We start from the raw sequence: 7,015 nt of genomic DNA on the forward strand, positions 1-7,015 counted from the left end.
CGGCATCCGCCCCACCGAGCCAGGCCGCGGCCGCGGCCTCTCCCGCTGCCGTGAGCCGGTGCAGCGGCAGGCCATCGGCGGTGGATCCGGCCGACTCGATGAGCCGCTGCTTGGTGAGCCGCTCGAGCGTCGCGTAGGTCTGGCCGACGTTCACCAACCGGCGGCCCCCGGTGCGGGCGGCGAGTCCGCCGTGCAGTTGGAAGCCGTACGCGGGTCCGGCGGTGAGCAGTGCGAGCAGTGCGTCGCGCACGGCCATGGAGTGCCTCCCTGAGGGATGAGAAACGCTTCACCGAGCATAGTGTTGCGCGCCGGCGACCGGTCGGCGGCGCTCCGGACCGCGCGGAGCCTTGTCCTGCGCGAAATTCCACGGCATAATCGCCCATGACGGCTCGCCGTCCACAATCGAACACTCGCCATCCGGCGGTTCCGAGGTCGTAGGGGAAGACGCACCTCGAGAACGGAGACGGAGATGGCGGAGAAGGTCACGCGGGCCCAGCGCGCCGCGCGAGGCGTGCTGTTCGTGCACTCCTCGCCGCGGGCGCTCTGCCCGCATGTGGAGTGGGCTGCCGGTCGTGCGCTCGGCACGCCGGTGAACTTCGACTGGTCGGAGCAGCCGGTCTACCGGGGGCTCATGCGCGCCGAGTTCTACTGGGAGGGCGAAGCCGGAAGCGGCGCCAAGCTCGCCTCGGCCCTGCGCGGGTGGGAGCAGTTGCGCTTCGAGGTGAGCGAGGATCCGACGCCGGGCTCCGACGGTGCCCGCTGGATGCACACGCCCGACCTCGGCGTGTACTTCGCGCAGACCGACACCGCGGGCAACACGGTCATCCCCGAGGATCGCATCCGCTACGCGATGGAGGTGGCCGGCCACGACACGGTCGAGCTGCACCGCGAGCTCAGGCTGGCGCTCGGCCAGGCTTGGGACGACGAGCTCGAACCCTTCCGCCACGCGAGTGACTTCGCCCCGGTCGTCTGGTTGCACCAGGTGGGCTGAGGCGGCGCGGTCCGCGAGTGGCGTGACGCGAGGTCGGATGTCCCATTCCCGGCGTCGAGTGGAGCGAAACCCGCGGACCATGACGAGAAGACCCCGGCGCCGAACGGCGACCGGGGTCTTCTCATGGGCTCGCGCCCGCGGCATCCGCTCAGGCGGTGCGGAACGCGGCGACCGCGTTGTGGCCGCCGAAGCCGAACGAGTTCGAGATGGCGACGACCTCGCCGTCGCCCAGCGCGCGCGGCGACGTGACGACGTCGAGCGGGATCTCGGGATCCTGCTCGGTCAGGTTGATCGTGGGCGGCGCCGTGCGCTCGTGCAGGGCGAGCACCGTGAACAGCGCCTCGATTGCGCCGGCACCACCGAGCAGGTGCCCGGTGGACGCCTTCGTCGCGGTGACGGCGATGCCGTCGAGCGCGTCGCCGAAGACGCGGCGGAGCGCGTTGTACTCGGCGATGTCGCCCACGGGCGTGCTCGTGGCGTGCGCGTTGATGTGCTGCACGTCGGCCAAGGAGGCTCCCGCACCCTCGATGGCGGCCTTCATGGCGCGCGCCGCCGCCGAACCCTCGGGGTCGGGGGCGGTGATGTGGTACGCGTCGCTCGTCACTGCGCCGCCGAGCAGCTCGGCGTAGATCCGGGCGCCGCGCGCCTTGGCGTGCTCCTCGGTCTCGACGACGAGCGCCGCGGCGCCCTCGCCGAGCACGAAGCCGTCGCGCCCGAGGTCGTAGGGCCGCGAGGCGATGGCCGGCTCGTCATTGCGACGGGACAGGGCCTGCATCGAGGCGAAGGCGGCGATCGGCAGCGGGTGGATCGCCGCCTCCGACCCGCCGGCGATCACGACGTCGGCCAGCCCGGCCTGCAGGTGGTCGTAGGCGTTCACGAGGGCCTCGGTGCTCGACGCGCACGCCGAGACGACGGTGCGGATGCCGGCGCGGGCGTGCAGGTCCATGCCGATCGCGGCGCCCGGCCCGTTCGGCATGAGCATCGGCACGGTCATGGGCAGCACGCGTCGCGGGCCGCGCTCGCGCAGCGTGTCCCACGCGTCGAGCAGCGTCCACACCCCGCCGATGCCCGTCGACCAGTCGACGGCGAGTCGCTCGGGGGCCACCTCGGGCGCGCCGGCGTCGGCCCAGGCCTCACGGCCGGCGATCAGGGCGAACTGGCTCGAGGGGTCGAGGCGCTTGAGCTCGTGGCGCTCGAGCACGTCGGACGACGGGACCTTGGCGGTCGCCGCGAATGTCACGGGCAATTCGAGCTCGGAGACCCACTCCTGCTCGAGCGTGCGCGCCCCGGACTCGCCCGCGAGTAGGGCGTTCCAGCTGTCGCGCGCGGTGCCGCCGAGCGGCGAGGTCGCGCCGATGCCGGTGATGACGATCTTCTTGGTCATAACGAAAGCACTCCGTGGATTGGAGGAAACAGGCTGCGTGATCGGGCGGGCGGCACGGGTGCGTGGCGCCCGCCCGAGCAGCGACTAGGCCTGGGCCTTGACGATGAAGTCGACGGCGTCGCCGACGGTCTTCAGGTTCTTCACCTCTTCGTCGGGGATCTTGACGTCGAACTTCTCCTCAGCGTTGACGACGATCGTCATCATCGAGATCGAGTCGATGTCGAGGTCATCCGTGAACGACTTGTCCAGCTCAACCGTGTCGGTCGCAATGCCGGTCTCGTCGTTGATGAGCTCGGCCAGGCCGGCAAGCACTTCTTCGGTGGACAATGCCATTGGTTCTTCTCCTTGAGGGTGTCTCGTTTGACCGAGAGACAGTCTAGATGGACAGTGATCGGTGGTTCAGGGGAGAACCACCACTTGGGCGCCGAACACGAGGCCGGCGCCGAAGCCGATCTGGAGGGCGAGGCCCCCCGAGAGTTCCGGATGCTCCTCGAGCAGCCGATGGGTCGCGAGCGGGATCGACGCCGCCGAGGTGTTGCCGGTCGTCGCGATGTCGCGGGCGATCACGACGGAGTCGGGCAGCTTCAGCTGCTTCGCGAACTCGTCGATGATGCGCATGTTCGCCTGGTGCGGGATGAAGGCGGCGAGGTCGGCGCTGGTCACGCCCGCGGCATCCAGTGCCTGCTTGGCGACCTTGGCCATGTCCCACACGGCCCAGCGGAAGACGGTCTGGCCCTCCTGGCGGAGGGTCGGCCACTCGGCCGTGCCGTCGCGGAACTCGGTGAGGGTGCCGTTCATGCCGACGGCACCCGCCTTGGAGCCGTCGGAGCCCCAGATGGTGCGCGCGATGCCCGGGAAGTCGCTCGGGCCGATGACCACCGCGCCCGCCCCATCGCCCAGCAGGAACGAGATCGAGCGATCGGTCGGGTCGACGACGTTCGAGAGCTTCTCGGCGCCCACGACGAGTGCGTAGTGCGCTCCACCGGTGCGGATGAGCGCATCCGCCTGCGCGATGGCATAGGCGTATCCGGCGCAGGCCGCGTTCGTGTCGTACGCCGCGGCGGGATTGGCGCCCACCCGGTCGGCCAGCACGGCTGCGATCGAGGGCGTCTGCTGCACGTTGGAGACCGTTGCGACGACGACCAGGTCGATGAGCTCAGGCGAGACACCCGACTTCTCGATCGCCTCACGTGCGGCATCCGTCGCGAGGTCGAGGGCCTCCACGTCGGCGCCGGCGCGAGTGCGCGTGATGATGCCGGTGCGCTGCTGGATCCACTCGTCGGAGGAGTTGATCGGTCCGACCAGGTCGTCGTTGGGCACGGCGTTCTCGCCGCGTGCGGCGCCGACGGCGTAGATGCGGGTGTAGGCGGGTCCGTGCGACTGCTGCAGCGTGGGTTTCGTCATGCTCGGCTTTCTCTTCGCGCCCGGTTCAGGCGGCCTGCTCGATGAGCTCGATCGCGGCCGGGAGGTCGTCGGGCGTCTTCACGGCGACCGTCGGCACTCCCTTGAGCCCGCGTCGGCTCGGCGCTAGGGTCGTCGCATGTCCATCGACGACGGCAGCGACATCCGGATGCTCCACCTCGAGCCCGAGGGCCACCTCATCTCGACGCCCGACGATGCGAGCGACTTGGTCGGGTCGGCCTGGTCGCACCACGCGAATCTCATTGTGCTGCCCGTGTCGCGGCTCGATCCCGAGTTCTTCCGACTCAGCACCGGGATCGCCGGCGAGATCGTGCAGAAGCTCGTGAACTATCGGCTGCGCCTGGCGGTCGTCGGCGACATCACCGACCACCTCGCCGAGAGCAACGCCCTGCGCGACTTCGTCTGGGAGTCCAATCGCGGCGACCAGATCTGGTTCGTGGACGACGAGGCGGCACTGCGCGAGAAGCTGGCGAAACGGGGCGGCGGGCGCGCCTGACGTCGGCCTCCCCACCCGACGCGATGTCGGTGGGTGCTGAGACACTCTCAGTATGGAGGTCCTCGAGTTGCGACAGACGCGTCACCTTCGGGTGGGCGACACGCTCGTCAGCGCCTCGGGCCGCAGCTACGAGGTGACGAAGATCGCACGCGTCGGCCGCGGCATCCGCGTCGCCTATCGCGATGACGACGGCCAGGCCGGGCGGTTCACCGCCGCGCCCGACGCCGTCAGCCGGGTGCGGCGCGGCCCAGCCGATGGGCATCCCGCCTCGTTCACGGGTGCGGCCTGACTACTCCTCCAGCCGGAAGCCCACCTTCAGCGTGACCTGGAAGTGCACGACGTTGCCGTCGGCGACCTCGCCGCGCGTCGACACCACCTCGAACCAGTCGACGTTGCGAAGGGTCGCGGTCGCGCGCCCGATGGCGTTGCGGATCGCGGTGTCGATGCTCTCGGTCGACGTGCCGACGATCTCGGTGATCCGGTAGACATGATCGGTCATGGTCTGCTCCCCACCCCCGCGCCGTCGCGGGATGCCTCGACCCTAGCCCGCACCGAGGCCCGCCGACAGGGCGGATCGATCGCCGGGCCGCGGTCGCCTCACTTGAGGGGCAGCAGCTCGCCGTGCGTCTGGTCGGTCGGGCAGTACTGCGCGGTGGTGCTGGCGAACGAGAAGTCGCGGATGGTGTCGCCGCACACCGGGCACGGCTCCCCCGCCCGGCCGTGCACCCGCATCGACGCGACCTTGGCCGCCTTGAGCTCCGCGATCGGCACGCCGCGCTGCGCGGCCATGGCGTCGCCGATGATGCCGACGGTGGCGTCGAACAGGCGATCGGCCTCGTCGCCCGACAGTGCTGCGGCGTGCCCGACGGGCGAGACCTTGGCCGCGAACAGGATCTCGTCGGAGTAGGCGTTGCCGATGCCCGCGAGCGACTCCTGGTCCTGCAGCACCGCCTTCACCTGCTTGCGGCGACCGGAGACCGCCGCGTCGAACTGCGCCCGCGAGAAGGAGGGGTCGGCGGGGTCGGGCCCGAGCTTCGCCACGGCCGGTACCTCCGCCGGATCGTCGACCACGAAGCATCCGAGCGAGACCCAGTCACCGGCATCCGTGAGCTCGAGCGTCGAGCCGTCGTCGAACTCGAGCACGACGAGCGTGGGCGGCGCGTCATCCTGCGGGTCGCCCGCGTCGGCAGCACCGCCCCATCGAGCCCAGCCGTGCCGCCCGAGCGACACCACGAGATGCGCCGCGTCGAACGCGACGTCGACGTGCTTGCCATGGCGGACCGCGCCGGTGACGCGTTGTCCGACGAGGCCCTCTGGCGGTCGCGCGCGGGTCTTCAGGCTCCGGAACTCGACGACGTCGACCGCGGCGAGCGCGCGGCCCGTCAACCGCTCGGCGAGCTCCTCGGTGAGGGCCTGCACCTCTGGTGATTCCGGCATGCCGACAGCCTTCCACGGGATCGCGCTCGTGAACAGGCCGTGCCGGTTCCGGATGCCGCAGCCGACCGGGATGCGACCACCCGGTCGGTCGCCGGTCACTCCCCCGTCGCGAAGTCGAGCTTCGAGTCGGCGACGGCGATGACCGACCAGGTGCCGCCCGCGGCATCCGTGAACTCGTACGCCGGAACGACCAGCACGCTGCCGTCGGGCTGCCACTGGCTCGCGAGGCCCAGGCGGGCGCCGACGATCTCGACGTCGTTCACCGGCCACGCGACGGCGGCCCCATCGGACGGCGTCGCGGGCGGCTCGGTCGGCGGCACCCACTCGGGGCTCGCGGTGGAGCCCTCGGCAGCGTCGACCGCCTGTTCGCGGATGGCCAGTGGCATGGCGGTCACCTGCGCGCCGAACCGGGGGTCGGAGAGCCGCTCGAACGCCTCCTGCTCGCTCACGACCGGGTAGTCGCCGAGGTTCACGAGCTCGGCGAGCGCGCCGTAGGCGCTCACGATGCCGCGGTCGGTGAGCTCGAGGCTCCACGACTGGTCGATGCGCTGGCCGTCGACGACCGGCCAGGCCTGCGCCGAGCGGGTGACCGCACCCTCCCACGTCTCCGAGGTGTACTCGAAGGCGCCGGGGTCGCGTCCGACGGAGGCGATGAGGGACCGCAGCGCGTCGATCGCGGCGTCCTCGGACGGCAGGCCGACGGTCGGAGGCTCGCAGGGGTCGACGGGGGCGATCTCGACCGGGCCGTCCGTGGCGCCCGTGCCCTTGCCGGCGTCGGTCGTCGCGCAGTTCCAGGGGTTCAGGAGCGGATCGGAGTAGGAGAAGCTCAGCGTGCCGTCGAGCCCGACGTACAGTGACGGGGCGGTGCCGTCCTGCGGACCGACCGTCCATGCGCCGTCCTTCAGCTGGGGCGTTCCCGCCACCCCGAGGGCGGCGGCCAGGGCGCCGACCGATTCGGCGTTCGAGGCGGCGCGGGCGTCGTACCCGTATCCGGCCGCGGTGCCCGACGCGGTGGAGAGGCCCGTCGAGCGGAAGCTGCTGCGCCCGAACCCCGGGTAGATCATGTCGGTGGCGCCCGAGGCGGAGCGCTTCGCCTGGTCGGGCGCAGCTCCCGCGATCGCGCCGTCCTGGGCCGTGCTCTGCTCGGTGGTCGCGCCGTCGGCGGCAACCTGTGGATGCTCGGCCTGGGCCTCTCGGGCTTCGGAACCATCCTCGGCGCGGTGAACTTCATCACCACGATCATCACCATGCGCGCACCCGGCATGACGATGTTCCGCATGCCGAT

General features: G+C 71.1%; 10 protein-coding genes and 1 pseudogene. 4 read left to right on the plus strand and 7 right to left on the minus strand.

Going from position 1 to position 7,015, the window contains the following annotated elements:
• Positions 1–256: PadR family transcriptional regulator (locus tag GH736_RS14320; protein ID WP_203230779.1), on the minus strand; the 256-nt coding region annotated here is incomplete at its 3' end.
• Between the two features lie 213 nt (positions 257–469).
• On the opposite strand from GH736_RS14320, the gene GH736_RS14325 reads away from it, so the two are divergent.
• Complete coding sequence (locus tag GH736_RS14325; RefSeq protein WP_159604470.1) at positions 470–991, plus strand: DUF3145 domain-containing protein; 522 nt, start codon at positions 470–472, stop codon at positions 989–991.
• A 148-nt stretch (positions 992–1,139) separates the two neighbouring features.
• Here GH736_RS14325 and GH736_RS14330 read toward each other — a convergent pair whose 3' ends face one another.
• From GH736_RS14330 to GH736_RS14340, 3 genes are all read right to left on the minus strand, one after another.
• Positions 1,140–2,375, minus strand: a complete 1,236-nt coding sequence (locus tag GH736_RS14330) for a beta-ketoacyl-[acyl-carrier-protein] synthase family protein (protein ID WP_159604472.1) — start codon at positions 2,373–2,375, stop codon at positions 1,140–1,142.
• Positions 2,376–2,459: 84 nt separating this feature from the next.
• On the minus strand, positions 2,460–2,708 hold the full coding sequence (locus GH736_RS14335) for an acyl carrier protein (protein ID WP_056731598.1): 249 nt from the start codon (positions 2,706–2,708) through the stop codon (positions 2,460–2,462).
• A gap of 66 nt (positions 2,709–2,774) precedes the next feature.
• Positions 2,775–3,779 carry a beta-ketoacyl-ACP synthase III gene (locus GH736_RS14340; RefSeq protein WP_159604474.1) on the minus strand — a complete coding sequence of 335 codons (1,005 nt, stop codon included), beginning with the start codon at positions 3,777–3,779 and terminating at the stop codon, positions 2,775–2,777.
• 136 nt (positions 3,780–3,915) lie between these two features.
• Between GH736_RS14340 and GH736_RS14350 the strand changes: the two genes are divergently transcribed.
• Both GH736_RS14350 and GH736_RS14355 read left to right on the plus strand, forming a co-directional pair.
• Complete coding sequence (locus GH736_RS14350) at positions 3,916–4,293, plus strand: DUF4180 domain-containing protein (protein ID WP_159604476.1); 378 nt, start codon at positions 3,916–3,918, stop codon at positions 4,291–4,293.
• 52 nt (positions 4,294–4,345) lie between these two features.
• Positions 4,346–4,582 (plus strand): hypothetical protein, encoded by a 237-nt coding sequence (locus GH736_RS14355; RefSeq protein WP_159604478.1) that lies wholly within the window; start codon positions 4,346–4,348, stop codon positions 4,580–4,582.
• Here the strand turns inward: GH736_RS14355 and GH736_RS14360 are convergent, their stop codons facing one another.
• The 3 genes from GH736_RS14360 to GH736_RS14370 all read right to left on the minus strand — a co-directional run bounded on the left by GH736_RS14360 (position 4,583) and on the right by GH736_RS14370 (position 6,794).
• Positions 4,583–4,792: a dodecin gene (locus tag GH736_RS14360; protein WP_159604479.1), complete on the minus strand. Its 210-nt coding sequence runs from the start codon at positions 4,790–4,792 to the stop codon at positions 4,583–4,585.
• Positions 4,793–4,890: 98 nt separating this feature from the next.
• A complete protein-coding gene (locus GH736_RS14365; RefSeq protein WP_159604481.1) occupies positions 4,891–5,730 on the minus strand; it encodes a DNA-formamidopyrimidine glycosylase family protein in 840 nt (279 codons plus the stop codon).
• A 95-nt stretch (positions 5,731–5,825) separates the two neighbouring features.
• Positions 5,826–6,794: a hypothetical protein gene (locus GH736_RS14370; protein ID WP_159604483.1), complete on the minus strand. Its 969-nt coding sequence runs from the start codon at positions 6,792–6,794 to the stop codon at positions 5,826–5,828.
• Positions 6,795–6,887: 93 nt separating this feature from the next.
• Between GH736_RS14370 and GH736_RS25085 the strand changes: the two are divergent.
• Positions 6,888–7,015, plus strand: a pseudogene (locus tag GH736_RS25085) (cbb3-type cytochrome c oxidase subunit I); the annotation flags it as partial.

This window comes from Agromyces humi, assembly GCF_009720255.1.
GTDB lineage: Bacteria > Actinomycetota > Actinomycetes > Actinomycetales > Microbacteriaceae > Agromyces > Agromyces humi.